This window comes from Microbacterium faecale, from assembly GCF_014640975.1.
GTDB classification, from domain to species: domain Bacteria; phylum Actinomycetota; class Actinomycetes; order Actinomycetales; family Microbacteriaceae; genus Microbacterium; species Microbacterium faecale.
Genome location: NZ_BMHO01000001.1, coordinates 87,151 through 111,753, shown reverse-complemented (window position 1 = coordinate 111,753; position 24,603 = coordinate 87,151). Strand labels below are relative to the sequence as shown.

General features: G+C 66.9%; 21 protein-coding genes. 13 read left to right on the top strand and 8 right to left on the bottom strand.

Features of this window, described 5'->3' with window-relative positions:
- Nucleotides 1-62 precede the first annotated feature (62 nt).
- From IEW87_RS00515 to IEW87_RS00490, 6 genes are all read right to left on the bottom strand, one after another.
- Nucleotides 63-1,367, bottom strand: a complete 1,305-nt coding sequence (locus IEW87_RS00515) for an IS256 family transposase (RefSeq protein WP_444543204.1) — start codon at nucleotides 1,365-1,367, stop codon at nucleotides 63-65.
- A 420-nt stretch (nucleotides 1,368-1,787) separates the two neighbouring features.
- Nucleotides 1,788-3,821, bottom strand: a complete 2,034-nt coding sequence (locus tag IEW87_RS00510) for a glycoside hydrolase family 31 protein (protein ID WP_188710373.1) — start codon at nucleotides 3,819-3,821, stop codon at nucleotides 1,788-1,790.
- A 36-nt stretch (nucleotides 3,822-3,857) separates the two neighbouring features.
- Nucleotides 3,858-4,682, bottom strand: coding sequence for a carbohydrate ABC transporter permease (locus IEW87_RS00505; protein ID WP_188710372.1), 825 nt, complete (start codon nucleotides 4,680-4,682; stop codon nucleotides 3,858-3,860).
- Nucleotides 4,679-5,626 (bottom strand): carbohydrate ABC transporter permease, encoded by a 948-nt coding sequence (locus IEW87_RS00500; protein ID WP_188710371.1) that lies wholly within the window; start codon nucleotides 5,624-5,626, stop codon nucleotides 4,679-4,681. The genes IEW87_RS00505 and IEW87_RS00500 overlap by 4 nt, the downstream gene beginning before the upstream one ends.
- A 4-nt stretch (nucleotides 5,627-5,630) precedes the next feature.
- On the bottom strand, nucleotides 5,631-6,731 hold the full coding sequence (locus tag IEW87_RS00495) for a sugar ABC transporter substrate-binding protein (protein WP_188710370.1): 1,101 nt from the start codon (nucleotides 6,729-6,731) through the stop codon (nucleotides 5,631-5,633).
- Between the two features lie 248 nt (nucleotides 6,732-6,979).
- Complete coding sequence (locus IEW87_RS00490) at nucleotides 6,980-8,017, bottom strand: LacI family DNA-binding transcriptional regulator (RefSeq protein WP_188710369.1); 1,038 nt, start codon at nucleotides 8,015-8,017, stop codon at nucleotides 6,980-6,982.
- A gap of 387 nt (nucleotides 8,018-8,404) precedes the next feature.
- Here IEW87_RS00490 and IEW87_RS00485 point away from each other — a divergent pair, with 387 nt between their 5' ends.
- Nucleotides 8,405-9,715, top strand: coding sequence for an ISL3 family transposase (locus IEW87_RS00485; protein ID WP_188710368.1), 1,311 nt, complete (start codon nucleotides 8,405-8,407; stop codon nucleotides 9,713-9,715).
- A gap of 428 nt (nucleotides 9,716-10,143) precedes the next feature.
- On the opposite strand, the gene purD is transcribed toward IEW87_RS00485, so the two are convergent.
- Complete coding sequence (gene purD / locus IEW87_RS00480; RefSeq protein WP_188710367.1) at nucleotides 10,144-11,409, bottom strand: phosphoribosylamine--glycine ligase; 1,266 nt, start codon at nucleotides 11,407-11,409, stop codon at nucleotides 10,144-10,146.
- 65 nt (nucleotides 11,410-11,474) lie between these two features.
- Between purD and IEW87_RS00475 the strand changes: the two genes are divergently transcribed.
- The 4 genes from IEW87_RS00475 to purF are packed head-to-tail and all read left to right on the top strand — an operon-like array spanning nucleotide 11,475 to nucleotide 14,833.
- Nucleotides 11,475-11,828, top strand: coding sequence for a sterol carrier family protein (locus tag IEW87_RS00475; protein ID WP_188710366.1), 354 nt, complete (start codon nucleotides 11,475-11,477; stop codon nucleotides 11,826-11,828).
- Nucleotides 11,829-11,874: 46 nt separating this feature from the next.
- A complete protein-coding gene (locus tag IEW87_RS00470) occupies nucleotides 11,875-12,219 on the top strand; it encodes a potassium transporter Trk (protein ID WP_188710365.1) in 345 nt (114 codons plus the stop codon).
- Between the two features lie 9 nt (nucleotides 12,220-12,228).
- A complete protein-coding gene (gene purM / locus IEW87_RS00465) occupies nucleotides 12,229-13,350 on the top strand; it encodes a phosphoribosylformylglycinamidine cyclo-ligase (protein WP_188710364.1) in 1,122 nt (373 codons plus the stop codon).
- 7 nt (nucleotides 13,351-13,357) lie between these two features.
- Nucleotides 13,358-14,833, top strand: a complete 1,476-nt coding sequence (gene purF / locus IEW87_RS00460) for an amidophosphoribosyltransferase (RefSeq protein ID WP_188710363.1) — start codon at nucleotides 13,358-13,360, stop codon at nucleotides 14,831-14,833.
- 10 nt (nucleotides 14,834-14,843) lie between these two features.
- Here purF and IEW87_RS00455 read toward each other — a convergent pair whose 3' ends face one another.
- Entirely contained in the window at nucleotides 14,844-15,749 is a 906-nt protein-coding gene (locus tag IEW87_RS00455; RefSeq protein WP_188710362.1) for an alpha/beta fold hydrolase, read from the bottom strand.
- Nucleotides 15,750-15,916: 167 nt separating this feature from the next.
- Between IEW87_RS00455 and IEW87_RS00450 the strand changes: the two genes are divergently transcribed.
- The 8 genes from IEW87_RS00450 to IEW87_RS00415 all read left to right on the top strand — a co-directional run bounded on the left by IEW87_RS00450 (nucleotide 15,917) and on the right by IEW87_RS00415 (nucleotide 24,602).
- Nucleotides 15,917-16,408: a DUF3237 domain-containing protein gene (locus IEW87_RS00450; RefSeq protein WP_188710361.1), complete on the top strand. Its 492-nt coding sequence runs from the start codon at nucleotides 15,917-15,919 to the stop codon at nucleotides 16,406-16,408.
- Nucleotides 16,409-16,566: 158 nt separating this feature from the next.
- A complete protein-coding gene (locus IEW87_RS00445) occupies nucleotides 16,567-17,505 on the top strand; it encodes an ABC transporter permease (RefSeq protein WP_188710360.1) in 939 nt (312 codons plus the stop codon).
- Nucleotides 17,505-19,268 carry a dipeptide/oligopeptide/nickel ABC transporter permease/ATP-binding protein gene (locus IEW87_RS00440; RefSeq protein ID WP_188710359.1) on the top strand — a complete coding sequence of 588 codons (1,764 nt, stop codon included), beginning with the start codon at nucleotides 17,505-17,507 and terminating at the stop codon, nucleotides 19,266-19,268. The genes IEW87_RS00445 and IEW87_RS00440 overlap by 1 nt, the downstream gene beginning before the upstream one ends.
- On the top strand, nucleotides 19,261-20,103 hold the full coding sequence (locus IEW87_RS00435; protein WP_188710358.1) for an ABC transporter ATP-binding protein: 843 nt from the start codon (nucleotides 19,261-19,263) through the stop codon (nucleotides 20,101-20,103). Before IEW87_RS00440 ends, IEW87_RS00435 begins: the two co-directional genes overlap by 8 nt.
- Before the next feature lie 47 nt (nucleotides 20,104-20,150).
- The gene (locus IEW87_RS00430) at nucleotides 20,151-20,756 is read left to right on the top strand and encodes a MarR family winged helix-turn-helix transcriptional regulator (RefSeq protein ID WP_188710357.1); all 606 of its coding nucleotides are present in this window, start codon (nucleotides 20,151-20,153) and stop codon (nucleotides 20,754-20,756) included.
- A 62-nt stretch (nucleotides 20,757-20,818) separates the two neighbouring features.
- Nucleotides 20,819-22,906 (top strand): 3-hydroxyacyl-CoA dehydrogenase NAD-binding domain-containing protein, encoded by a 2,088-nt coding sequence (locus tag IEW87_RS00425; protein ID WP_188710356.1) that lies wholly within the window; start codon nucleotides 20,819-20,821, stop codon nucleotides 22,904-22,906.
- Complete coding sequence (locus IEW87_RS00420) at nucleotides 22,903-24,078, top strand: acetyl-CoA C-acyltransferase (RefSeq protein ID WP_188710355.1); 1,176 nt, start codon at nucleotides 22,903-22,905, stop codon at nucleotides 24,076-24,078. Before IEW87_RS00425 ends, IEW87_RS00420 begins: the two co-directional genes overlap by 4 nt.
- A gap of 35 nt (nucleotides 24,079-24,113) precedes the next feature.
- A complete protein-coding gene (locus IEW87_RS00415; RefSeq protein ID WP_188710354.1) occupies nucleotides 24,114-24,602 on the top strand; it encodes a DUF3237 domain-containing protein in 489 nt (162 codons plus the stop codon).
- Nucleotide 24,603 lies beyond the last annotated feature (1 nt).

The following is a 24,603-nucleotide window of genomic DNA, read 5'->3' as shown; positions in this document are numbered from 1 at the left end:
CAAACTCAGGGCGCTTCAGGTGCCGAGGGTCTGTCCGCTTCTTTGTGTGCGGGGGCTTCGGCTCAGTTGATTCCTAGGCGGTCGCCGTAGGTCATGGACAGGGTGTTCAGGATAGCTTTCCAGCCGGCGACTTGCCCGGTCGGATTCGTCCGGTTCGGTCGCCGTTCCAACACGGTGAGGTAGAGCACTTTCATCGCGGCCTGCTCGTTGGGGAAGTGCCCGCGACGGCGCGTGGCCTGCCGGAATCTCGCGTTGAGGGACTCGATCCCATTCGTCGTGTAGATCAGCCGCCGGATCTCGGGCGGGAAGGAGAGGAACGGGGTGAACTCACCCCACGCGTTCTCCCACATCTGGATCATCGCCGGATACAGGTCCCGCCACTGGTCGGCGAACTCCGCAAACCTCGCCTCCGCGGCGGCGACGGTCGGGGCGGTATAGACCTCGCGGAGCTGAGAGGTGATCTTCGACCAGTACTTCTTCGACGCGTACCGCAGACTGTTGCGCACCAGATGCACGACGCAGGTTTGCACCGTCGCGAGGGGCCAGATCGCGCCGATCGCGTCAGGGAGGCCCTTCAGCCCATCGCAGCAGACGATGCAGACGTCGGCGACGCCGCGGTTGCGCAGCTCGGTGAGCATATTCATCCACTGCTTCGCGCCTTCCCCGCCCGTCGGTCCCATCCACAACCCGAGGACGTCCCGACGCCCGTCCAGATCGATGCCGACAGCGACATAGACGGGCCGGTTCGCGACCTGCCCGTCACGGACCTTCACGACCAGCGCGTCGATCAGCACCACCGGATACACGGCGTCCAGCGGGCGGGCCTGCCATTCCTGCATGTCACCGATGACCTTGTCGGTCACCGTCGAGACGAGGTCTCTGGAGACCTCGGACCCGTAATGGTCTGAGAGGTGCTTCGCGATATCGCCGGTCGTCATCCCCTTCGCATACAGCGAGATCACCGCGTCGTCGAACCCCGCAATCCGGCGCTGATGCTTTGGCACCACCACCGGAGTGAACGTGCCCGCCCGATCCCGCGGCACCTGGATCGTGACCTCGCCGATCTCCGTGCGCACCGTCTTCGGTGTCGACCCGTTCCGACTGTTCGGTGTCTGCTTGCCCGCCCGATCCCCGCTCTCATAGCCCAGGTAAGCACTCAGCTCCGCCTCGAGCTCGGACTGCAACACCTGCCGGGTCAGGCCCGTCAACAGCCCGTTCGGGCCGGTCAGGTCGATCCCCTGTTCGCGCGCGGCAGCGACCAGCTGATCCGCCACGGCCGTCACATCCGGCGGAGCCAGAAGGACCTCGCCCGTTCGCAGATCGACCCGCTCGTCATCTTCAGTTGTCAATGTCGTATCGGTATTCATCGCGTGACTCATCTTCCCGCGCAGCACGTGCCGCGCCGATCACGCCGAACCCCTCACACACAAACTTCCCGACAGACCCAAGGGTGGGCACCCGCACCGTAGGCTGGAGGCATGGCCCGTCGCAAGCGTCCGTTCCTCACCACCGCCGTCGTGCTGTGGGTGGCTGCGGCAGTGCTGACGGTGCCCGCACTCAGTCAGTCAGCTGTTCAACGGCGTCCCGCCGGACCACGGCCTGGGTCCGATCGGCTTCCTCATCGGACCGGTGCTCGCAATCGGCGGCATCCTGCTGTTCCTCGTGAAGAAGCCCGAGCCCGAACGGCCGCCCGAGCCGCTGGAGTGAGCGGACAGGTCTCAAGGACCGGCTCGCATGACTCGACTGGGTCGCCTTGCGTGCGCAAGGCGACCCGGTCCATGCGATTCTCAGCCACCGGCCGGGGTCGCGCCTACCGGTAGTCCGCCGCTGCGGCCTTCGCGGCCGAACACCGGGATGCGGTCGAGGGGCGCGTCCACCTCTATCCAGGCGCCTCCGTCGTGGACGTCTCCGCTGCGCACATCGGTCCACGACGTGCCTCGTCCCGGCAGATACACTCGGCGACGGCGAGCGCCGGCCTCGACGACCGGGCACACGAGCAGGTCGGGGCCGAACAGGTACTGGTCCGCCACCTGCCATGCCTCGGAGTCCTCCGGGAACTCGTGGAACAGTCCGCGCATGACGGGAGAACCCGTCTCGTGCGCCGCGCGCATGGCGTCTCGCGTGTACTCGCGCAACTGCTCGCGCATCTCGATCAGCCCGGTGAGAACATCGAGCACCTCTGCCCCGTAGCTCCACACCTCATTGGCGGCCCCCGACGCTAGCCGTCGTGAACCATCTGCGGCGGTGACCGGCTCACTCGGCGAGCGGTCGCCGTGCAGCCGCATCACCGGCGAGAACGCGCCGAACTGGAACCACCGGATGAGCAGTTCATGAAATGCCGGGTCCGACACGTCGCCGCCGTGGAATCCGCCGATATCAGTGGTGAACCACGGGATTCCGGCGACACCCATGTGCACGCCGGCCGTGATCTGAGCCCGCAGGTCGCTGAACGTGGACCCGATATCGCCGGACCACACCAGGGCACCGTATCGCTGGCTTCCCGCCCACGCGCAGCGCACCAGGTTGACGATGTCGTTCTGCCCTGCCGCCTGCTGTCCATCCCAGAAGGCCTGGGAGAAATCCCGAGGATAGACGTTGCCCACCTCCAGCAGGCTGCCGCGATGGTAGCGATAGGCATCGAAGTCATACCGGCCCAGCTCGGGCTCGGCCTCGTCCAGCCAGAACATCTTGACGCCGAGGTCGTGGTAGTTCTTCTGGCACAGCTCCCACAATGCCGCCCTGCCCTCAGGATTCGTGACATCAAGGAAGGCGCTTGGTCCTTCGAAACTCATCTGGACATCGAGGCCGCGGTCGCTGCGGGCGAGCAGATTGCGTTCGCGGAAGTACTCGTAATTCTCCGACTCGATGGACACCTGAGGCCAGACGGAGACCATCAACGCGATGCCGAGCTCGTCGAGCTCGCGCACCATGGCGGCGGGGTCCGGCCAGAACTCGTCCTCGAAGCGGTAGTCGCCCATCTTCGGCCAATGGAAGAAGTCGGCGACGATGACATCGATGGGGATGCCGCGCCTTCGGTACTCACGCGCCACCTCCAGCAGCTGCTCCTGGTTCGAGTAGCGGAGTTTGCACTGCCAGAACCCCAGACCGTACTCCGGCATCATCGGAGGATGCCCCGTCGCGTCCGCGTATGAGCGGGCGATCGCCGCCGGGTTCTCGCCGACGGTGATCCAGTAGTCCAGCTGCTGGGTGGCCTCGGCGACGAACTCGGTGCGGTTTTTCGCGAATGTAGCCCTCCCGACCGCCGGGTTGTTCCACAGCAGCCCGTAGCCGCGACTGGAGACGACGAACGGCACCGACGCCTGGGAGTTGCGATGCGCGAGCTCGAGCGTGCTGCCCTTCAGATCGATGACGTCCTGCTGATAGAGACCCATCCCCACCAGATGCTCATCCGGATCGGCCTCGAAACCGACCGTGAGCCGCGACGAGTTCGACCCGAGCATCGGCCGCCAGCTTCGGGCCTGCAGTTTCAGCGCCCCACCGGACGGCAGCTCACTCAGCAGCCTCTCGCCGTCCGCGTTCCGGAACTCGATGCGGCACTGCTCCCGCGAGTATCCTGCCTGAGCGTCGAAGAAGCGGGACGCCCGCAGCGTTGCAATGATGCCGCCGCTTCGGATCGTTGCCGTATCTCCGTCGACCCGCACCTGCGCGGGAGCATCCCGCCGCTCCGCAAGCGCCCACGGCTCATCGCTCACCGCAGTGAGCGAGGCACGGACGCGAAGCGAATTCCGCCCCCACGCCTCGACGCGCAGAGTTTCACCTCCTCCAGTCCAGGTGATTGCCGATTCATCTGTTGTGAACACGGATTGTTACTCCTTCTGAGTCGACCGCCGGAGCGATCAGTCCTTGACGGCGCCGGCGGTGAGGCCGGCGGAGATGTAGCGCTGAGCGAGGATGAGCAGCAGCATCGCGGGGATGGATGCCAGGACGGCGGATGCCATCACGGCGTTCCAGTTCGTCGTCTCCGCTCCGATGAAGCGGAAGAGAGCGAGGGTGAACGGCAGGATCTCATTGCCCGAGGTCAGCGACCGGGCGTTAAGGAAATCTCCCCACGCGAACAGGAACGAGAACAGCGCCGCCGTGACGATGGCATTTCTGCTGAGCGGAATCACGATCGAGAAGAACACCCGCACCTGACTCGCCCCGTCGATCCGAGCGGCCTCGATCAACTCCTCGGGGATCTGACCCATGTATGCGCGCAGCACCACGACCGCGAGCGGCACGGCGGCTGTCGCGTTCGCGAGGATAAGCCCGAGGTAGGTGTTGATGAGTCCGAGCTGCGAGTAGAGCGTGAACAGCGCCATGACGAGCACGATGCCCGGGATCAGCTGGGCCAGAACCAGCAGGAAGATGACCAGTCCGCTGCCCTTCGCGCGCAGCTTCGACATGGCGTAGGCCGCCGGAAGCGAGATCGCCAGCGCCAGCAGCGCCGTGCCCAGACCGATGACGATGCTCGTCAGGATGCTGGGCAGCTGTGAACCGAGAGAGGCGATGTATCCGTCCAGCGTCGGATTCGTCGGGAACAGATTCGGCCGCGTGCGCAGCAGGTCCTGCGGGCGCGTCAGTGAGACATTCACCATCCAGTACAGCGGGAACAGCATTAGCGCACATAGGACGACGCCAATCACGACGTCGCGGGCTGAGCGGACAGATGAGCGCTTCATCGTGCCTCCTCTCGACGCAGGGCCCACAGATAGATCAGGCCGAAGACCAGTGTGATGACCACCAGGATCTGTGACACCGCGGCGCCCATCCCCAGCGCACGGTCGCCCTCGAACGACAGTTGATACGACCAAGTCGACAGCGTGTGCGAGCTGTTCACCGGTCCGCCCCTGGTCATCACCCAGATGATGTCGAACGCCTTCAGCGTGTAGATCAGCCCCAACAGCAGCGTCACCGCGGAGACCGGCCGCAGGAGCGGGAAGGTGATGGACCAGAACGACCGCCACCCGTTTGCGCCGTCCAGCGCAGCAGCCTCGTACAGCGATTCGGGGATCGACTGCAGGCCGCCATACAGCAGCACCATGTTGAACGGGATGCCCAGCCAGATGTTCGCGATGATCACGGCCCACAGCGACAAGTCGGTGTTGGAGAGCCAGCCGATGTCGGCTCCGCCGAACAGCGCGGAGTTCACGACGCCGTAGTCCTGGTTGAACATCCATCGCCAGACCGTTGCAGTGACGATCACCGGCAGCAGCCAGGGCAGCAGGATGAGTGAGCGCAGGACAACGGACAGCGGGAACCGCCGGGAGAAGAACACCGCCAGCCCCATGCCGATCGCGTACTGGAACACCAGCGACACCACTGTGAAGACGAGCGACTGCCACGAGATCGGGAAGAAGTCCGGGTCGGACACGATGTCGATGAAGTTCTGCAGCCCTACGAACGGCGCCTCTCCTGTGACGAAGGAGATTAGGGTCCAGTCCTGCATCGACAACACGATGCCGCGAATGATCGGGATCACGAGGAACAGACCCAGGAAGGCGATGACCGGCAGGAGGAACGCGATGCCAGCGAGATCCGACAGCTTCAGTTGCCTGCGACGGTGGACCGGAGGGAGACTGTGCACCGCCGTGTCCGCAGCCACCGGCTCGGTTTGGAGCACCATCGTCTTAGTCGAGCGACTTCTGCGCGGTCTCAAGAGCCTCCGACGGCGTCTTCGCGCCGGTCAGCGATTCCTGCATGGCCGTCCAGATCGCCTGGGATGCAATGGGGTACTCCGAGCCGAGGTCGCTGGTACGTCCGTACGCCGCCGCCACCGCATCGACCCAGGGCCGCAGAGCGGGATTCGCCTCCGCCTGCGCCTCTGCCTCATCCGGGTACGGAGAGATGTAGTTCTGGCCCTCGATCCAGGCCCGTGCGTTCTCTGGGTCGATGAAGCACTGCGCGAAGTCGGCGCTCGCCGCCTGCGTCTTCTCATCGCTGGCCACGACCTCGATGAACTCGCCGCCCAGGGGGCTCGGTGCCGGACCGCCGTCGATCGCGGGGATCGGCACGACGGCATAGGGGATGCCCGCATCGTCGAGCGCACCGAGCTGCCATGTGCCGTTGACCATCATCGCCGCCCCTCCGGCGAGGAACTGGTCGCGGACGTCCTGCTGGTTGGAGTTGATGTTCGACTCCGCAGCCTGGCCGCTCTGCATCCAGTCGGTCCACAGCTGCAGTGCTTCAGTAGCCTCCGGCGAAGAGAGGTCCGCGAGGTCGGCACCGGCGCCCCAGAAGAAGGGGAGGAACTGGAACGTACCCTCCTCGGAATTTGTCGCCGAAAATGCGATCCCCCTGGTGTCGCCCTGTGTCGTGGCCTGGACTGCGGCTCGCAACTCATCCCACGTGGTGGGTGGTGCGACGTCGGCGGCCTTCAACTTCTCCGTGTTGTAGAACAGCGCCAGCGTGTTGGAACCGAGCGAGCCTCCGTAGGTCTTGTCGTCGACCTGCGCGGCTGCGAGCACGTTCTCCCGCTGACCATCTGTGTCGAGTCCGGACGTCGCGTTATCCACGAGCAGTCCGGTCTCGGCGAATTGCGCGACCGTCGGATTGTCGAGGATCACGAGGTCAGGCGTACTGCCAGCGGATGCCGACTGCAACAGATTGTCCGTGACGGCAGCATCTGATGTGCGCTTGATCTTGATGCCAGTCTCGTCCTCGCACGTCGAGATCAGCTGGCCGAACGGGGAATCGGCGTCGTACTGCGTGAACCCGTCCCAGAACGTCAAGACTGAGCCATCAGCGCTGTCCCCGCCAGCGCCTGCCGAGCACGCTGTGACAGCAAGAACGAGCGGGGCGACTGCGAGAGCCGCGATGACGCGTGAATATTGCATTTCACTCTTCCTCTCTGAAGGGTGCGGTGTCTCCATCAATGGAGAACCGGTTCGCCATTGCGTAAGACATTAGCAAGTGAACCGGTTCTCCGAAAGCCCGAATTTCAGATCAGCGCGCCGGGCGCACTCCGAGCGGCGATCCGTCAGCTCGAATCGCGCGACTGGCGCAGCGCATTGACGAGACCACGCAGACGGACCGGACCCGACGAGCGCTTCGCGAGCAGGGTGGGGGGAATCAGCTCAATGACGCCGGGGAGCTCCCCGGCGAGTTCAGCGACAGCGCGGTCCACTGCGCGCTCGAGCATCTTCCTGCCGGGCAGGTCGAGCACGGTCAGATCCGGATACAGCGGCACCATCCGCTCGATGGGCGCGAGGGTGACCACGGAGAGATCGTCCGGAATGGAGAAACCGCGCTCACGCGAGCAGCGCAGCAATGCGTCCAGCAGCGGGACGTTGTGCAGGATGATCGCCGTCGTGTCGGGCCTCTCCTCGAGCAGCTCGTCGAGCCATCGATCGAAGTCGTCTGGCTCTGCCCCGACCGATTGAAAGCTCACGTTCACACCTGCTCTCGCCCCGGCATTCGCGGCCCCCGTACTGAATCTGGTCATCCATGACAGCTCCGCTCCGGCGCGCGGCGAACCCACCACCGAGATGTCGCGGTGCCCGAGTTCGACCAAGTGGTCGACGGCCAGTCGCGCAGATCCTTCGAAATCCAGATCGACGGCGCTGAGCCCTGCCGTGTCCTCCGGCATCCCGACGATCACCGCAGGCTTGCCGATGGAGCGGATCATCGGGAGTCGATGATCGTGCATCAGTACGTCCATCACCAGCAGCGCATCGACGATCGGATCCGTGACGGTCTGGTCCTCGTCCCTGCCCATCACGAGCAGATCGTAGCCGCGTTCCTTGGCGGCGAACATGGCTGAGCGCACGAATCGCATGAAGATGTCGGCATCAGCCTCGGGCTGATGCGGGGCCACCGACGCGAGCAGCCCGATGATGTTCGTCTTGCCGAGCGATAGAGCTCTGGCCGTTGGGTCCGGCCGGTAGCCGAGGCGCAACGCGCTCTCGCGCACGCGGGCCACCGTCTCCGCAGGCAGACGCTTGTTGCCGCTGAACGCATATGAGACTGTGCTCGCGGACACACCTGCGGCTTCGGCGACGTCTCGGATGGTGACCATACACACATTTCTAGCCCACCCCGACACAGAAGCCCGCTCAGGTTGTCCTCGGCTGACCGCGACGGTCGAGCCACCGGTTCGTTCACCCGCCAAGCCCCGGAGCCGGGGCACCCGCCAACACCCTCCCGGCTCGCGGGTCGCAGCACGCCGCAACCCTCCAGCTGAAGCGGCGAGCTGCGACCTGCGAAGGCCGGGAGACGCCGCTCAGGGAGTGTCGGACTTACGCCCGCCGGCCTCCAGCATGTCTCCCGCCGGCAGCTCCTTGTGCCCACCGGGCTCTTCGCAGTTGAGCGTGTAGCGGTCGGCAACGTCGTGGTCGCCGAGTAGGCGTCGAGGTCTCCGTCAGGATGGAAGTTCCTACGCTCCCCATCCGAGAAGACCTCGACGGTGATCAACGCTACCTTCACGCGCCCTGACCTGACCACGTTCGCCCGACTCGACGAACTCGGCATCGACGCCGTCGGCATGCACCTGACACCGGACCGGGCGGTGATCGAGTGCCGTCTCGCCGAGCCCGACCCGTGGTGCCACGCATGCGGCGCTGAGGCGACTGCTCGGGGAACAGCCGCGCGCTGGTTGGCGCATGAACCGTTCGGGCATCGCCCCACGACCTTGCTGCTGCGAGTTCGCCGGTTCCGTTGCGAGCCCTGCGCCCGGTTCTGGCAGGAGGACACCAGGAGGGTTGCCGAGCCCCGCGGCAAGCTCACCCGCACAGCGCTGGGTTGGGCGCTGCGTGCGCTCGTCGTCGATCACCTCACCGTCTCTCGGGTCGCAGCAGGCCTTGATGTCGCCTGGCACACCGCGAACACCGCCGTTCTCGAGGAAGGGCGCAGGCTGCTGATCGATGATCCGGAACGGTTCGACGGTGTCACCGTGATCGGCGTCGACGAGCACGTCTGGCGGCACACGCGCCGCGGCGACAAGTTCGTCACCGTGATCATCGATCTCGCTCCGGTCCGTGAAGGGACGGGCCCGTCGAGATTGCTGGACATGGTCGAGGGCCGCTCGAAGTCAGTGTTCAAGGGCTGGCTCGCCGAGCGGCCGGAGCGCTGGCGGGCGGGAATCGAAGTCGTCGCGATGGACGGGTTCTCCGGGTTCAAGACCGCCGCCGCGGAGGAGATCCCGACCGCTGTCGCGGTGATGGATCCGTTCCACGTGGTCCGGCTCGCTGGGGAAGCGCTCGACACCTGTCGTCGTCGGGTTCAGAACGACATCTTTGGCAGGCGGGGCCGGAAGAACGATCCTCTCTACAAGGCACGTCGAACCCTGCACACGGGAGCGAGCTTGCTGACGGATCGACAGGTCGCCCGGTTGGAGACGTTGTTCGCGGACGAGAAGCACGTCGAGGTCGAGGCAACGCATGGGATCTATCAGCGCATGGTCACCGCCTACCGGCAGGAAGACCGCAAGCTCGGGAAGTTCCTCATGCAGAGCGTGATCGACACCGTCGCGGACGGCGTCCCGGCATCGTTGGTCGAGGTTCGCAAGCTCGGGAGAACGCTCGCGAAGCGCGCGGCGGACGTCCTGGCTTACTTCGATCGGCCGCGGACGTCCAACGGACCAACGGAAGCGATCAACGGCCGACTTGAGCACCTCCGCGGCTCCGCACTCGGCTTCCGGAACCTGTCCCACTACATCACCCGCAGTCTCCTCGAAGCCGGAGGATTCAGACCTCAGCTACACGCTCAACTGCGATGAGCCCTTAAAGTTTTACTCGCCGCGTTGAAAGCATGGATGCCCTTCGGACGCCAGAGGTTGTCACTTTAAGAAAGGACAATGAACTGGAGCTTCTGCGGAAATGCGATTCCCGTGAAACCCGCCCGCAATAATGCCCGTTGTGCGGACCCCATATGATGCAGAAGCTGAAGGCCCCGGAGTCATCCGTTGGGACTGAAAAGCGAGAGGGAATCGGTGGAAGAACTGTGTGGGATCAGCTCTCTGAACTCCACTGACCACGGTAGACTAGATACCGCACACCGGGGTGTACTTTCCATTCCTTGCTGAGACGATGACTTTTCGCCCTCGCGATGGCGAAATGCGCCGATTCACCATCCGCTCAGGGAAAAGTCATCCGCTGGGCGCGGCGAAAAGTCCTCCGCTCGCCGCGGCCGCACGGCCCCGGGACGTTACTCCGCGGCCGCCGCGATATCGGTGCGGAACTGGCCGCCGTCGAGGTGGATCCGCGACATCGCTTCGTACGCCCGTGCGCGCGCCTCGCCGACGTCGGAACCGAGCGCGACGACGTTCAGCACGCGGCCGCCCGTGGTGACGAGGCGTCCGTCTCGTTCGGCGGTCGCGGCATGGGTGATGTGCACGCCCGGCACCTTCTCGGCCTCGTCGAGACCGGTGATCTCGCGGTCCGTGATCGACGAAGCCGGGTATCCCTCGCTTGCGAGCACGACGGTCACCGCGACCTCGTCGCGGAACGACGGATCCGGGCGATCCTCGAGCGTGCCGGTGGCGGCGGCCATCAGCAGGTCGGCGAACGGCGACGCGAGGCGCGGCAGCACGATCTGCGTCTCCGGGTCGCCGAACCGCGCGTTGAACTCGATGACGCGCACGCCGTCGTCCGTCACGATCAGCCCCGCGTAGAGAAGCCCGATGAAGGGCGATCCGGTGCGATCGAGCTCGCGCACGACCGGCCGTGCGACCGTCTCGGTCACCTCGTCGACGAAACCGGCGATGCCGCCGGTGCGGTCCTCGAGCCAGGGCAGCGGGGAGTAGGCGCCCATGCCACCCGTGTTCGGCCCGGCGTCGCCGTCGAGAGCGCGCTTGAAGTCCTGCGCGGGCGTGAGCGCGCGCACCGTGTCGCCGTCGCTGAGGAAGAACAGGGACACCTCGGGCCCGGAGAGGAACTCCTCGACCAGCACCGCGCCCTGCGGCAGGTAGGTCTCGGCGTGTGCGAGGGCCTCGGCACGGTCGGACGTGACGATCACGCCCTTGCCGGCCGCGAGTCCGTCGGCCTTCACGACGTAGGGAGCACCGAGATCGTCGAGGGCCGCCGCCGTCTCGTCGAGCGTGCGGGTGTGCACGGCGCGGCCGGTGGGCACGTCCGCGGCCTCCATGATGCGCTTGGCGAATGCCTTCGAGCCCTCGAGCTGTGCGGCCCGTCGGCCGGGACCGAAGACGGGGATCCCGCGCTCGCGCAGGTCGTCGGCCACGCCGGCGACGAGCGGCGCCTCGGGTCCGATCACGACCAGATCGACGGCTTCCGACCGTGCGAAGGCGGTGACGGCCTGCGGATCCATCATGTCGACGTCGACGATGGTCGCATCTCGCGCGATGCCCGCATTGCCGGGCGCGGCGAGAACCTCGTGCCCCGCGTTGTCGGCGTTGAGCGCGAGGACGATGGCATGTTCACGGGCACCCGACCCGAGCACGAGGATCTTCACGCCCCCAGGGTACCCGCGGCCGCCGACGCCCGCAGATCGCGCCGCTTCGGACGACAATGGGATCCATGGCTCGCAAGATCGACATCGCCTCCGGACGCGCCGCCATCGACGCGGTGCAGCAGGGATCCGTCGCACGCACCGACACGGCCACCGCCGTGCGGTACCTGCTGCAGCTGCTCGAGGAGCGCGCCCCTGGCCGCAGCGTCGAGGTGCGCGTGCCGCCCTTCGGAGCGGTGCAGGTCATCCAGGGGCCAACGCACACGCGCGGCACGCCGCCGAACGTCGTCGAGATGGAACCGCGCACCTGGGTCGCGCTCGCGACGGGCGAGATCGCGTGGACGGACGCGATGAGCGAGGGGCGGATCGCGGCGTCCGGAACGCGCGCGGACATCGCCGCGCTGATTCCCGTCCGGTGGTGAGGGAATGCCCCGACCTCTTTCAGCATTCGAGTGGGAGAATTGAGCCATGGACGACGCGCGAAGTGACCACGAGGCTCCTCGCGTGACGCACTCCCCGGCCAGCAGCGTCACGGTGCGTCGCGCGCCCAAGTACGGCGTGTTCACGGCGCTCGGTGTCGCGCTGGGCATCATCGCGGCTCTGATTCTCGCGACGGTGTTCGACGGCACCAGCGACCCGAGCCCCTTCACCGAGGTCACGTACTCGCAGACGCAGGTGTTCGGCTTCATCCTGCTCTGGTGCGTCCCCGCCGGTATCGCGCTCATGATGATCGTGGCGATGATCCTCGACCGGGCCTCGTCCCGTCGCGTGCAGAAGGTGACCGTGCAAGTCGACCATGTCGACGAGCGGTAATCTGGACGCGTGACCTCACCCGACACCCCCCGCTCCACATACTCGGAGGCGGGCGTCGACACGGCCGCCGGTGACCTGGCCGTCGAACTCATGAAGTCGTCGGTCCGCGCGACGCACGGCCCCGAGGTGCTCGGGGGCGTCGGAGGGTTCGCCGGCCTCTACGACGCGAGCTTCCTCACGACCTACCGCCGCCCGCTCCTCGCGACGAGCACCGACGGCGTCGGCACGAAGGTCGCGATCGCGCAGGCGATCGACAAGCACGACACCATCGGCCAGGATCTGGTCGGCATGGTCGTCGATGACATCGTCGTCACGGGCGCGAGGCCGCTGTTCATGACCGACTACATCGCGACGGGCAAGGTGCACCCCGAACGGATCGCCGACATCGTGCGCGGCATCGCGGAAGCCTGCAGCGCGACGGGCACGGCGCTCGTCGGCGGCGAGACGGCGGAGCACCCCGGCCTGCTCGGCCCCGACGACTACGACGTGGCCGGAGCCGCGACCGGCGTGGTCGAGGCCGACGACATGATCGGCGCGCACCTCGTGCAGCCGGGCGACGCCGTGGTCGCGATCGCCTCGAGCGGCGTGCACTCGAACGGCTACTCGCTCGTGCGTCACATACTCAAGAACGCCGGCCTCGGCTACGGCGACCGCGCGGAGGACCTCGGTGCGACGTGGGGCGAGGCGCTCCTCGAGCCGACGCGTCTCTACACACTGCCGCTTCTGCTGCTGATGCGTCGCCTGCCGGGCGCCGTGCACGCGCTCAGCCACGTGACCGGCGGCGGCATCGCGGCGAACCTCGCGCGCGTTCTGCCCCAGGGGACGTGGGCCGAGGTCGACCGCTCGACCTGGAGCCCGGCTCCGGTCTTCCGCGTGCTGAGCGACGTCGCGGGTACGACCCTCGAATCGAGCGAGGGGACCTGGAACCTCGGCATCGGCTTCTTCGCCGTCGTCGCGGCCGACCAGGCTGAGGCAGCGATGCAGTCGCTGACCGCAGACGGATTCCCCGCGTGGCAGGTCGGCACGGTCGAGCAGGGCGAACCGCCCGCGGCCGGCTTTACGCAGGGCGCGAAGGGCGTCGACGGCGGAGCCGTGCGACTCGTTGGCACGTACCAAGACGGAGCGAAGTAACCACCCCATGTGCGGCATCGTCGGAATGGTCGGACGCGGCCATGTGAACCAGGACATCTACGACGCTCTTCTTCTGCTGCAGCACCGCGGGCAGGACGCCACCGGCATCTCGACCGCCGAGCCGAGCGGCGTGATGCATTCTGTCAAGAACCCGGGCATGGTCCGGGAGGCGTTCCGCACCCGTGACATGCGCACGCTGCTGGGGAACGTCGGCCTCGGTCATGTGCGGTACGCGACGCACGGCACCGCCTCGAGCGAAGAAGAGGCTCAGCCGTTCTACGTGAACGCGCCGTATGGGATCACGATGATCCACAACGGCAACCTCACGAACACGCGTGCTCTCGCGGACGACATGGCGCGCAAGGACCGTCGCCACGTGAACTCGTCGAGCGACACCGAGCTGCTGCTGAACGTCCTCGCGAGCGAGCTACAGGCGACGACGAGCGCCGTCGACTTGGATCCGGACCGCATCTTCAAGGCGGTCGCGCGCACGCACCGCCGCATCGAAGGCGCGTACGCCGTCGTCTCCTTCATCGCGGGATACGGGCTGCTCGCGTTCCGCGACCCCCACGGGATCCGTCCCCTGATTCTCGGCCGCCGTACCGCAGGGCTCGCGGGCGACGAATGGGTCGTCGCGAGCGAGTCGCTCGTGCTCGAGAACGCCGACTACGAGGTGGTGCGGGAGATCGCACCGGGCGAGGCGGTCTTCATCACGCACGAGGGCGAGATGTTCAGCCAGCAGTGCGCGACGGATCCGGTTCTCGCGCCGTGCGCGTTCGAGTACGTCTACCTCGCGCGTCCCGACTCGGTGATGAACGGGCAGAGCGTCTACGAGTCTCGCCTGCGCATGGGAGAGAAGCTCGCGCGCACGATCGCGAAGCACATCCCGGCCGACGAGATCGACGTCGTCATGCCGATCCCGGATTCGTCGCGCCCGGCCGCGATGGAGGTCGCGCGCGTACTCGGCATCGAGTATCGCGAGGGCTTCTACAAGAACCGCTACGTCGGGCGGACATTCATCATGCCCGGCCAGGAGACGCGAAAGAAGAGCGTCCGGCAGAAGCTCAACACGATGTCGATGGAGTTCCGCGGCAAGAAGGTGCTGCTGATCGACGACTCGATCGTGCGTGGCACGACGAGCCGCCAAATCATCCAGATGGCCCGCGACGCGGGAGCCGCTTCGGTGACCTTCGCCTCGGCGGCGCCGCCCGTGCGGTACCCCCACGTGTATGGCATCAACATGCCCTCGGCCGAGGAACTCGTGGCACACGGCCGCTCCATTCCGGAGATTGGTGCGGAGCTTGGTGCGGACCACATCGTGTTCCAGGAGGTCGAAGACCTGAAGGCCGCGATCGTGGACGGCTGTGCCGCTGGTGGAGTCGTCCTCGATGACGTCGACATGAGCTGCTTCGACGGTCGTTACGTCACGGGCACGGTGACCGAGGAGTACCTCGAGTGGGTGGCCACGACTCAGCGGTCCTGAGCCGTCAGCGTCAGTCGCCGATCGAGGCGGCGTTCGCGATCATGCGCTCGGCGTGCGCGACCAGGGTTTCCACGTAGCGAGGATCCCGGATGATCGAGCCATGGTCGGCCTCCAGCAGCTCGACGCTGTCCAGCGCTTCTACGCGGTCGGTCCACGCGGCGACCTCGGCCGGCGAGTAGAGCCCCCCTTCGCGGGGCGGGAGCCCGCGGCCCGCGCGAACGAGGACCGTCGGTGTCGTGAGCTCGCGCAACGTGCGATCGGAGGCATCGCCCGTGATGTGAACGGAGTCTTCGGCGATCGCGTCGAACGACCCGGCCACGCGCAGCTCGCCCTCAGGGGTGCTCACGAGGTCGTATCGGGCGATCTGCTCGGCCTCGGGGGTGAGGGTCTGCCCCTCCGGCAACTGGGCCGCGAGCTGACGGAGGTACGTCGCGGGGCTGTCGAACCGCTGGTCCAGACGGGCCTGGGCGGCGTCGAGCACGATCCGGGTGAGAGCGTCGCCGCCCTCATTGGCCTCGACTGCCGGCAGACCGCCGTCGACGAGCAGGATCGCCGAGACCCGGTCCGGGAATAGCACCGCCGTCTGCACGGCGACGAACCCGCCCATCGAGTGTCCGACGAGCACGCCGCGTTCGATCCCCATGGCGTCCATGAGCGCGACGACGTCGCGCGCGTGCGCTGGCATGCCCCACGGACCGTCGATGTCCGAGCTGCGGCCGCGCCCACGGAGATCCGGCGCAATCACACGGAGGCGGTCGTTCGCGATCTCACCGAACGTCATCCAGTCCATATGGGTGCTGGTGACTCCGTGGAGCGCGATGATCGGCGGCGCGGTGGCTGATCCCCATTGGCCGTACTCGAGAGAGCCGCCCTCGACGGGCAGTGATGCGCGTGTGTAGGGGGTCGCTTCGCTCATGGGGACGGCTCCTTCGCCGAGGAATCGGGTGGTAATACAACGTTTAAGTGAATCGTCGCATGCTTTTGCGTGTTCGCTTGACATTCGGGGGAGGACTGGGTCAAATTAGTTAGACATCAATCTATTTTGTGAGGCGGTTGACGACGGTGTCGATTGAAGAAGAGTTCGTGCCCCCCGCGGCGCCGGGGCTGGAATACGCCCTGTCGGTTGCGTTGGAGTTGGACCACGCATTCGGTGCGGTGCGCACCGCACAGATGGCGAATGGATCTGCATACGGGTTCATCGCGGTGAAGGGCGGCTGGTTCCGCGGGCCCAACATCCAGGGCCGGGCGATTCCCGGCGGCGGAGACTGGCCGACGATTCGTGCGAACGGCGTCGCCGTATTCGATGCCAGCTACATCCTCCAGGCCGACGACGGGACGAACATCCGGCTGCATAACCGCGGTCTGCGTGTCGACCCGGAGCTGTCGGTGGACGGATCGACGTTCGTCCCCGGCGTCGCACGCACCTTCCACGAGCCGAAGGACGTCTACTTCCGCGTGACGCCGCTGTTCGATGTCGAGGAAGGCCCGCACGACTGGCTCGCCAAGCGGGTGTTCGTCGGCATCGGCGAGCGTCGCGAGAGCGGCAACCTCATTCACTACTACGCCGTGCAGTAGCAGCGAGCCGCGGGCCGACGACCTGCGCATCGCAAAGAACCACCCGAGCAGTTTGATCGTGCGATACGACGAGGTACCCAGATGATCGAAAACGCCAATGGCCGCGCGCGCCAGCGCCGTCGAACGCGTGGCTGCACGCCGCGCGGGGAGGGGCAACCGTGTTGACAGTGATCCTGCGGAGACTCGCGGTCTCGGTTCCCATGATCTTTGTGATCGCCTCGCTGACGTTCCTCCTGATCAACGCCATCCCGGGCGACCCTGCGATCGCGATCCTGGGCCCGGAGGCGACTCCCGCGGAGTACGCCGCCGTGCGCGAAGCGCTCGGGCTCAACCGGCCGCTGATCGTCCAGTACGCCGACTGGCTGGTGTCGGCCCTGCAGGGTGACCTGGGCACGTCCATTCGCACGAACCGGCCCGTTGTCGCGATGATCGCCGAGCGGATGGAAGTGACGGTGTCACTCGCGGTGATCGCGATCATCGTCACGGCCGTGCTCGGTGTACTTATCGGCCTCGTCGGCGCGCTCAAGGGCGGCTGGGTCGGCAAGACGTCCCAGGTCGTCGCGATCCTGGGGACGTCGGTGCCGAACTTCTGGTTCGGTATCGTCCTCGTGCTGCTGTTCGCCGTCGGTCTCGGCGCGCTCCCCGCGACGGGATACGCCCCTCTCAGCAGCGGCGTCGACGTCTGGGCGAAGCACCTCGTCCTCCCGGTCGCCGCGATCGCACTCGCCGGTATCGCGGGCGTCGCGCGTCAGACGCGCGCATCGATGAACGAGGTGCTCGGGCGTGACTTCATCCGTACGCTGATGGCATCCGGCGCCCCCTACTCGAGCGTGGTCTTCCGACACGCTCTGCGCAACGCGGCGATTCCCGTCGTCACGAGTCTGAGCTTCCAGTTCATCGGACTGCTCAGCGGCGCCATCGTCGTCGACCAGGTGTTCGCGCTCCCCGGTCTCGGAGCGATCATGCTCGTCGCGATGAACGGCCGAGATATCCCGGTCGTGCAGGGCGTGGTCATCCTCACGGCACTGCTCGTGATTGTCGTGAACCTGATCGTCGACCTGCTCAACGCGTGGATCAACCCGAAGGTGAGAAGCTGATGACACAGGCACCGATCCTCCCCACGACGTCGATCACGGCGGTCGGCGCGGGTCGCACCAGGAAGCTCGCCTTCCTCCGTCACGTGCGCCGCGCCCCGTTGGCCGCAGCCGGGGTCGTCTGGCTCATCATCCTCGCGGTCGCGAGCTTCTCCGCCCCGTTCCTCCCGTTGAAGGACCCGCTCAAGCAGAACCTCTCGGCGGCGCTCCAGGGGCCTTCCGCGGAGTACCTTCTCGGCACAGACGCGCTCGGGCGTGACGTGTTCTCGCGGATCCTCTGGGGCGGCCAGGGCGCGCTCCTCGGGTCGCTGGAAGCGGTTGTGGTCGCGATCGTGCTGGGCGTCACGGTCGGCGTCGTCGCCGGCTACTACGGCGGATGGCTCAACGGCGTCGCCAACCGCATCGCCGAGCTCGTCTTCGCGCTCCCGGCCATGGTCGTCCTGCTCGCGCTCGCCGCAGTGTTCGGCACGAGCATCGTCGCATCGATGGCCGCCTTCGGTGTTCTGGTCTCGGCCTCGTACCTGCGCATGGCGCAGGCCTCGACATTGGCGGTTCGTAGCGAGCTCTATGTCGATGCGGCGAAGGTGGCCGGGCTCTCCACTCCGAGAGTCGTGTTTGGTCACGTGCTGCCGAACGTTGTCGGGCCGATCATCGTCATGAGCAGCCTCACCTTCGGCGCCGCGCTCCTCGTGCAGGCCAGCCTCGGCTTTCTCGGGCTCGGTCCGCCCCCGCCCGCCCCGACGTGGGGTGGCATGATCGCCGAAGCTTCGACGTACATCTATCAGCACCCGTGGCTTCTCGTGCCGACCGGTGTCGTCCTCGCCCTGACGATTCTTGCGGCGAACCTCATCGGCGACGCACTGCGCGACGGAGACGGCAAGCGGCAGCGCTTCAGTCTCCTGACGCGGGCCGCGAACACCGCGCCGACCCTGCCCGCGCGGACGGACGCCGCGCAGTCGGAGCGCCTCCTGGAGGTGCGCGACCTCAGCATCACCTTCTCTCCGGACGACTCGGGGGAGAAGGTCGTCGACGGCATTTCCTTCGGAATCGACCGCGGCGAGATCGTCGCGGTCGTCGGGGAATCGGGATCCGGCAAGACGATGACCGCGCTGGCGATCATCGGACTTCTGCCGGTGCCCGGGCACGTCTGCGAGGGAGCGATCGAGTTCGACGGCGTCGGCATCTCCTCCCTCTCGCCGTCGAAGATGGCGACCTATCGGGGCAAGCGGATCGGGATGATCTCGCAGGAGCCCATGATGGCTCTCGACCCGTGCTTCACGGTCGCGTCGCAGCTGGTGGCTCCCGTGCGGCGACACCGGAAGGTGGGGCGCGCTGAAGGGCGGCGCATCGCGCGTTCGCTGCTCGAAGAGGTCGGCCTGCGCGACATCGATGCGGTGATGCACAGCTACCCCCATCAGCTCTCCGGCGGGATGGCGCAGCGCGTCGCGATCGCGATCGCTTTGACGGGCGAACCGGAACTTCTCATCGCAGACGAGCCCACGACGGCGCTCGATGTGACGGTGCAGGCGGGAATCCTCGATCTGCTCCGGTCGCTGCAGAAGAAAACGGGGATGGCGATCATGTTCGTCACGCACGACCTCGGCGTCGTCGCCGATATCGCCTCACGCGCCGTCGTGATGGAGAAGGGGCACATCGTGGAGAAGGCCACGGTCGAAGGCCTGTTCGCCGATCCGCAGCACGAGTACACGCGCGCGCTCATCGGCGCCACCCCGAGCCTCGTCGACGTCGGAGGACCCCATGTCTGAACTGCTCACGGTCCGTGACCTGTGCGTCGAGTTTCGTGTCGCCGGCTCTCGTCGAAAGAAGATGCGGGCAGTAGACGGCGTCTCGTTCTCCGTGTCTCCCGGCGAGACGGTTGCGCTCGTGGGGGAATCGGGGTCGGGGAAGTCGACGATCGGTCGCAGCATCCTCGGGCTCAACGCGATCCAGTCGGGAAGTGTCGTCTTCGACGGTCGGGACATCACCCGGCGGTCGGCCCGGACGCAACGTGAGATCGCGCGGGATCTGCAGGTTGTCTTCCAAGATCCGTTCAGCTCGCTGAACCCGGCCAAGACGATCGGCGAGAACCTCGCCGAGCCCCTGCGTGCGCAGGGAGCCGTGACGTCATCGGAGGCGCGGCAGCGCATGGAAGGCCTCCTGCGACAGGTAGGTCTCCCCGACGACTCGCCTGACCGGTACCCCGCGAACTTCTCGGGCGGCCAGCGCCAGCGCATCGCGATCGCCCGCGCCCTCATGCTGGAGCCGAAGCTCGTCATCTGCGACGAGCCGACCAGCGCGCTCGACGTGTCGACGCAGGCATCCGTGCTCCAGATCCTCCGTGATCTCCGATCCCAACACGACGTGGCGTACCTGTTCATCACGCACGACCTCGCCGTGGTGCGTCACTTCGCCGACCGCGTGCTCGTGCTGCGGCAGGGAGAACTGGTCGAACACGGATCGGTCGACGACATCTGCGAGCGTCCTCAGCACCCGTACACGCGTCAGCTCATCGAGACGGCACCGGTTCCCAACCCGAAACTGCAGCGTGAACGGCGCGAAGCGAGACTGCGCGCGGCTGAGGCGAATGCTCAGTCTGTATGACGTTCACGCAGCGGATCCGCGGCGTCGCGCAGATAGAGTGAGGGGCTATGACCGTTGAATCTGCGGACTCCCGCTCGAGCGACGCGGCTCACTACGACGAACTCACCCGTGCGGCTGCGCTCGGCATCGACGGCGATGCGGACCTCGCGGCGATGGACTTCGGCCTCACGATCGTGCGCGCAGGGAACCGCCTGCAGCAGGATCTTGAGCAGCAGGTGCACCGACCGGCGGGGATGACCTGGGCCGCGTTCCGCGTACTGTTCACCATCCGCTCGGTGGGGAGAATCTCCCCGATGAAGCTCGCCCACCTGTCGAACACATCGGCGGCGAGCATCTCGAGCGTGATCAAGACTCTCGACAACTACGGGATGATCACGCGCACGGCCGATGAGTCGGACGGCCGCGCCGTGCTGTTGGCGTTGACGCCGGAAGGCGAGCGTGCCGTCGCGGAGCTGTTCACGCGCAATAACACGCGTGTGGCGCAATGGGCGGAACGCTACACGCCGAAGGAGCGCGCCGAGATCGCTCGGTTGCTCCGACGCGTGCTGCACGAATCGAGCCCGCCCGCGCTGTCGCCGGAGGAGCGTCGCGAGCCGATCCGGCAGCGCGTTCGCCGTTCGCGCCAAAAGGGCGGATCCACCGAAAAGAAGTAAAACTTCTCAGGAAAAGTAATAAGACGTTTGACCTTTTTCTGAGATTCGGCAACGATAGGCGCATGCCCCAATCTCGCGTGCCGCTCGTCGAAGAGCGACGCTCCCCCGACGGTGTCGTCACGGTGTTGATGCGCCACGGCCGACTCAACACTCTCGTTCGCCCGCTGCGTTCGGAACTCATTGACGCCCTCGACCGTGCGGAGAGCGACGCGGACGTTCGCGCCGTCGTACTGGCCGGGGCGGAGGGGGTCTTCTCGGCAGGGGCGGACCTCAGCGAGTTTGACTCCGGGCAGGGACTGGCCGAGCCCTCGCTGCACTCGACGATCGCCGAGTTCCTCGACGAGATGTCGACTCCGGTCGTCGCGCTGATCGATGAACTGGCGCTGGGTGGGGGCCTCGAGTTGGCGCTCGCCTGCCACTACCGGGTCGCCACGGCGCACGCGCGTCTCGGTCTCCCCGAGGTGAGTTTCGGGTTCCTCCCGGGTGCTGGCGGCACGCAGCGGCTGCCGCGAGCGGTCGGCCTCGAGCGCGGCGTGGACCTCATGCTGCAGGGTACGTCGTTGCGCGCGGAAGCGGTCGCGGGAGGTCGCCTCGTCGCGGCCATCGTCGACGCCGCAGATCCCGTCGCCGGTGCGGTGGCGTTCGCGTCCACCGTCGTCGACGCGCCCGTCCCGCGCTTGCGCGACGTGACGCTGCGCGATGACCATGCCGAGAGCTTTCTCGCTTTCGCTGCTGCCGCCGTGCAGGGGGACGATCCCCGCAGCGCCGTGATCGGTGCGGTGCGCGCGGGACTCGATGACGTCGACCGCGGGTTCGTCGAAGAACAGCGGCTGTTCCGGCGCCTGGCCGAGTCCGAGAGCGCGTCGGCCCGACGTCACCTCTTCCTCGCCGAGCGCGCCGCCCGGCGACGTCCTCGGACCGAAGTGCGCCTGCTCGACCCCGCGCGCATCGCCGTGATCGGCGGCGGCACGATGGGGCGCGGTATCGCCCTCGCGCACAGTCTCGCGGAGTTCGAGGTCTGGGTCGTCGAACCGGATGCCGCGCGGCGTGCGGAGACCGAGCGGGCGATCGCGGTCGATGCGGCGCGGAGCACACGCGGGCGTCAGGCGGGCGTCGGCTCGGCGGAGGAGATCATCGCGCGCATCACCTGCGTTGCCGAGATCGAGCAGCTCCCCGACGTCGGCCTCGTCATCGAAGCAGTTCCCGAGGTCATGGAGCTCAAGCTCGACGTGTTCCGGCGACTCGACGCTCGGCTGTCGCCGGGAACGATTCTGGCGACGAACACGTCGTCCCTCGACGTCGACGCGTTGGCGGCGAGCACGTCGCGTCCGCAGGATGTCGTGGGGCTTCACTTCTTCTCGCCGGCGCACATCATGCGCCTGCTGGAGATCGTCCGCGGCGCGCAGACGGCGCCGGAGGCGATCGCGTTCGCGCTCGCACACGCCGAGACGATCGGTAAGGTGCCCGTCGTCTCGGGCGTCGGTCCCGGGTTCATCGGCAATCGCATCCTCGAGACGTCGAGCCGCGAGGTGGCACTCATGCTCCTCGAAGGCGCCGCACCCGCGCAGATCGACGCCGCGCTGGAGCAGTGGGGAATGCGGATGGGGCCGCTGCGCGTTCTCGACCTCGTCGGTAACGACGTCCCGATGCATGCGCGTGAGGCGAGTGGGACCGCGGGAGAACTCGCCTGGCGTCCCGCTGCCGCGCTGGTCGAACGCGGCTGGCTGGGTGTGAAGAGCGGTCGCGGCTGGTATCGGCACGAATCGGGGCAGCCCGTGCGCGACCCGGAGGTCGAAGAGCTCATCCGCACGATCGCGGTCGACGCCGGAGTCCTCCCGCGCGAGCACACCGATCAGGAGATCGCCGAACGCGCCATCCTGTCGATGGTCAACGAGGGTGCTGCCGTGCTCGCGGATGGCGTCGCCGACCGCGCGGGTGACATCGACGTGGTGTTCGCGAACGGATACGGCTTTCCCGCGGATCGCGGCGGCCCCATGCACTTCGGCGACATCCTCGGGTTGACGAACGTCGTGCGAATCATGGAGCGTTACGCCCGGCGTCCCGGCGGTCACCGCTGGACGCCGCATCCGCTCATTGTCGAGCACGCACACAGAGACGAACCGCTGGGTCGTTGGGAGGCCACACGATGAGGCGCGCCGTCATTGTCGACACCGCACGCACGGCGCAGGCGCGCTCGTGGCGAGGTGGGTTCAATCTCACGCATCCCGTGACCCTCGCCGGCGCCGCCGTTTCCGCGGCGGTGGAGCGCAGCGGAGTCGACCCCGCTGAGATCGCTGACGTCGTCATGGGCTGTGCACAGCCGGAGGGAGCGGCCGGAAATAACATCGGCCGGGTCGCCGCTCTGCGTGCCGGGTTGCCGGAGTCGGTGCCGGGGGAGACGGTCAACCGGTTCTGCGCGTCCGGCCTGCAGTCGCTGGCGATCGCGGCGCAGCGGATCATCGCCGACGAATGCGACGTCGTCGTCGCCGGCGGCGTCGAATCGATCACGGCCGTGCAGAACGACCTGAACACGACACAGGCCATCGACCCGTGGATGAAGCGCACGGTGCCCGACATCTACCTGCCGATGCTCGAGACGGCGGAGATCGTCGCGAGCCGATACGGTGTGACGAGAGAAGCTCAGGACGCGTACGGCGTGCGCAGCCACCTTCGCGCGGCGGACGCCCAGAGCGCCGGGCTCTTCGACGAGGAGATCGTTCCTGTTGCGACGCGCACGGCGATTCGCGATCGATCGGGCGAGATGTCCGTCGTGGACGTCGTCGTCGACCGGGACGAAGGCATCCGGCCGAACTCATCGCTCGAGAGCTCCGCATCCCTCCGACCGGTGATGGCCGAGGGGACGGTCACCGCCGCCAGTGCGAGCGGGTTCGCCGACGGCGCCGCGGCTGCCGTCGTCATGGACGAGGATCTCGCGGCTCGTCGCGGATTGACGCCGCTCGGCCGATTCGTCGGGTTCGCCGTCGCTGGCTGCGCACCGGACGAGATGGGGGTCGGGCCCGTCGTCGCTGTACCGAAGCTCCTCGAGCGCTTCGGGCTCGGGGTGGACGACATCGACCTGTGGGAGCTCAACGAGGCCTTCGCGTCGCAGGTGCTGCACTGTCGCGACACCCTCGGGATCCCCGACGAACGACTCAACGTCAACGGCGGTGCGATCGCGATCGGGCACCCCTATGGCGTCTCGGGCACCCGGCTTGTCGGTCACGCGCTGCGCGAAGGGCGGCGACGGGACGCATCCCGCGTCGTCGTCACGATGTGCATCGGCGGCGGACAGGGCGCTGCCGCGCTCTTCGAGATCCTCTGACCACTTTCGAATCGACCTCAAGAAAGCGAGACGCTATGACCGAGCTGGTGTGGCACGACGGAGTACCTCAACCGCGGCTGGAGCACGTTCTGACCATCCGCCTCGAGCTGGACGGAGCGCACACGACTCCGACGATGGGAAGCGGTGTACAGCACGGCCAAGTGGGCGTGATGTCGGGAAGCTTCGAAGGCCCCCGACTACGCGGACGCGCACTTCCCGCCGGGGGCGATTCGCCACTGGTGTTGCGTCACGGGATCGCCCAGCTCGACGCGCGCTACTTCCTCGAAGTCGACGACGGCACCCTGATCCGGATCCACAATCGCGGCATCTTCCGGATGCCTCCCGAGGTGCGCGAACGGGTCAATCGGGGCGAGGACGTTTCGCCGAATGAGTACTACATCCGCACGTCGCCGACGTTCGAGGTGCCGGAGGGTCCGCACGACTGGCTGTGCCAGTACACCTTCGTCGGCTATGGCCGCCGCGACGATCGCGGCAACGAGATCTCGTACTTCCTGGTGCACTGAG

Excerpts from the sequence above, each read along its gene's own strand:
- IEW87_RS00425 (WP_188710356.1), top strand. The coding sequence starts at position 20,819 with ATGCCCCAATCTCGCGTGCCGCTCGTCGAAGAGCGACGCTCCCCCGAC.
- IEW87_RS00440 (WP_188710359.1), top strand. The coding sequence starts at position 17,505 with ATGACACAGGCACCGATCCTCCCCACGACGTCGATCACGGCGGTCGGC.
- IEW87_RS00505 (WP_188710372.1), bottom strand. The coding sequence starts at position 4,682 with ATGAAGCGCTCATCTGTCCGCTCAGCCCGCGACGTCGTGATTGGCGTC.
- IEW87_RS00500 (WP_188710371.1), bottom strand. The coding sequence starts at position 5,626 with ATGGTGCTCCAAACCGAGCCGGTGGCTGCGGACACGGCGGTGCACAGT.
- IEW87_RS00435 (WP_188710358.1), top strand. The coding sequence starts at position 19,261 with ATGTCTGAACTGCTCACGGTCCGTGACCTGTGCGTCGAGTTTCGTGTC.
- IEW87_RS00475 (WP_188710366.1), top strand. The coding sequence starts at position 11,475 with ATGGCTCGCAAGATCGACATCGCCTCCGGACGCGCCGCCATCGACGCG.
- IEW87_RS00455 (WP_188710362.1), bottom strand. The coding sequence starts at position 15,749 with ATGAGCGAAGCGACCCCCTACACACGCGCATCACTGCCCGTCGAGGGC.
- IEW87_RS00470 (WP_188710365.1), top strand. The coding sequence starts at position 11,875 with ATGGACGACGCGCGAAGTGACCACGAGGCTCCTCGCGTGACGCACTCC.
- IEW87_RS00430 (WP_188710357.1), top strand. The coding sequence starts at position 20,151 with ATGACCGTTGAATCTGCGGACTCCCGCTCGAGCGACGCGGCTCACTAC.
- IEW87_RS00515 (WP_444543204.1), bottom strand. The coding sequence starts at position 1,367 with ATGAATACCGATACGACATTGACAACTGAAGATGACGAGCGGGTCGAT.
- IEW87_RS00415 (WP_188710354.1), top strand. The coding sequence starts at position 24,114 with ATGACCGAGCTGGTGTGGCACGACGGAGTACCTCAACCGCGGCTGGAG.
- IEW87_RS00490 (WP_188710369.1), bottom strand. The coding sequence starts at position 8,017 with ATGGTCACCATCCGAGACGTCGCCGAAGCCGCAGGTGTGTCCGCGAGC.
- IEW87_RS00420 (WP_188710355.1), top strand. The coding sequence starts at position 22,903 with ATGAGGCGCGCCGTCATTGTCGACACCGCACGCACGGCGCAGGCGCGC.
- purF (WP_188710363.1), top strand. The coding sequence starts at position 13,358 with ATGTGCGGCATCGTCGGAATGGTCGGACGCGGCCATGTGAACCAGGAC.